This window comes from Thalassotalea sp. G20_0, from assembly GCF_017744175.1.
In the GTDB taxonomy this organism is placed as follows: domain Bacteria; phylum Pseudomonadota; class Gammaproteobacteria; order Pseudomonadales; family Endozoicomonadaceae; genus Endozoicomonas.
Genome location: NZ_JAGHQV010000334.1, coordinates 1 through 763 on the forward strand (window position 1 = coordinate 1; position 763 = coordinate 763).

Below are 763 nucleotides of genomic sequence, written 5' to 3' on the forward strand. Positions count from 1 at the left end.
GCGATACATTGACCATTACTGTCGATGAGAAAATTGCCGGACTGGACATTACCTACGACAATGATCAGCTGATATTCAGCGGCACCCCTACAGTCAACACTGTAAATAACCCATTGTCCTTTATGGTCAAAGCTGTTGACGGCGTAAATGATGATATTCTTTCAGCCGAGTTTAATTTGACCATTGTAGAAGGTGTAGGCTCACACCCGCTGGAAGACACAGTCTGGTACCAGCTTGAGCGAGGTTCCGATGATGGTGATGGCGATAGTACAAACAACTACACTCGTGTATGGTGTGACACATTGCAGTTTTCCGGTGGTATTGCCTACCTGAATACTCGCACCGCTGCCAATCGTACGGCTTGTACGGATACGCCAACAGCCTCAGCCGGGAATTACACCGTCGAGTCTGGCAAGATAAAGATAACCTGGTCTGATGATCAGTCAAAAGCAGAGCTTTCATTGCTCAGTGACCGTTTTGCATCCTCTGATTCCAACGATAACGGTACGTTGGTTCAGTACTTTGAAGATGGTGAAGGAACCGAAGCACTGACCTGGTTTAAGAGCAAGGCCAATGCTAAAGCCAGAATCCAGCTGACCAGCACCATGGCCGAAGGAGATGGTGACTTCCAGTACTACCGGAAAAATGGTGACAGCTATGAATTAGGTGATGTTTCCGTGACTCTGCGCTTGCCAGAGGGCGATAATGGGGATCTTGATATTGATCTATATTTCGATAACCTGCCTTCCGGGGCCGATTGTAA

1 protein-coding gene is annotated in these 763 nt (G+C 47.6%); it reads left to right on the plus strand.

Annotated elements, in window-relative coordinates; translation table 11 throughout:
* A partial coding sequence (locus J7438_RS26365; protein WP_209278992.1) for a hypothetical protein occupies positions 1 to 763 on the plus strand: 763 nt, incomplete at both ends.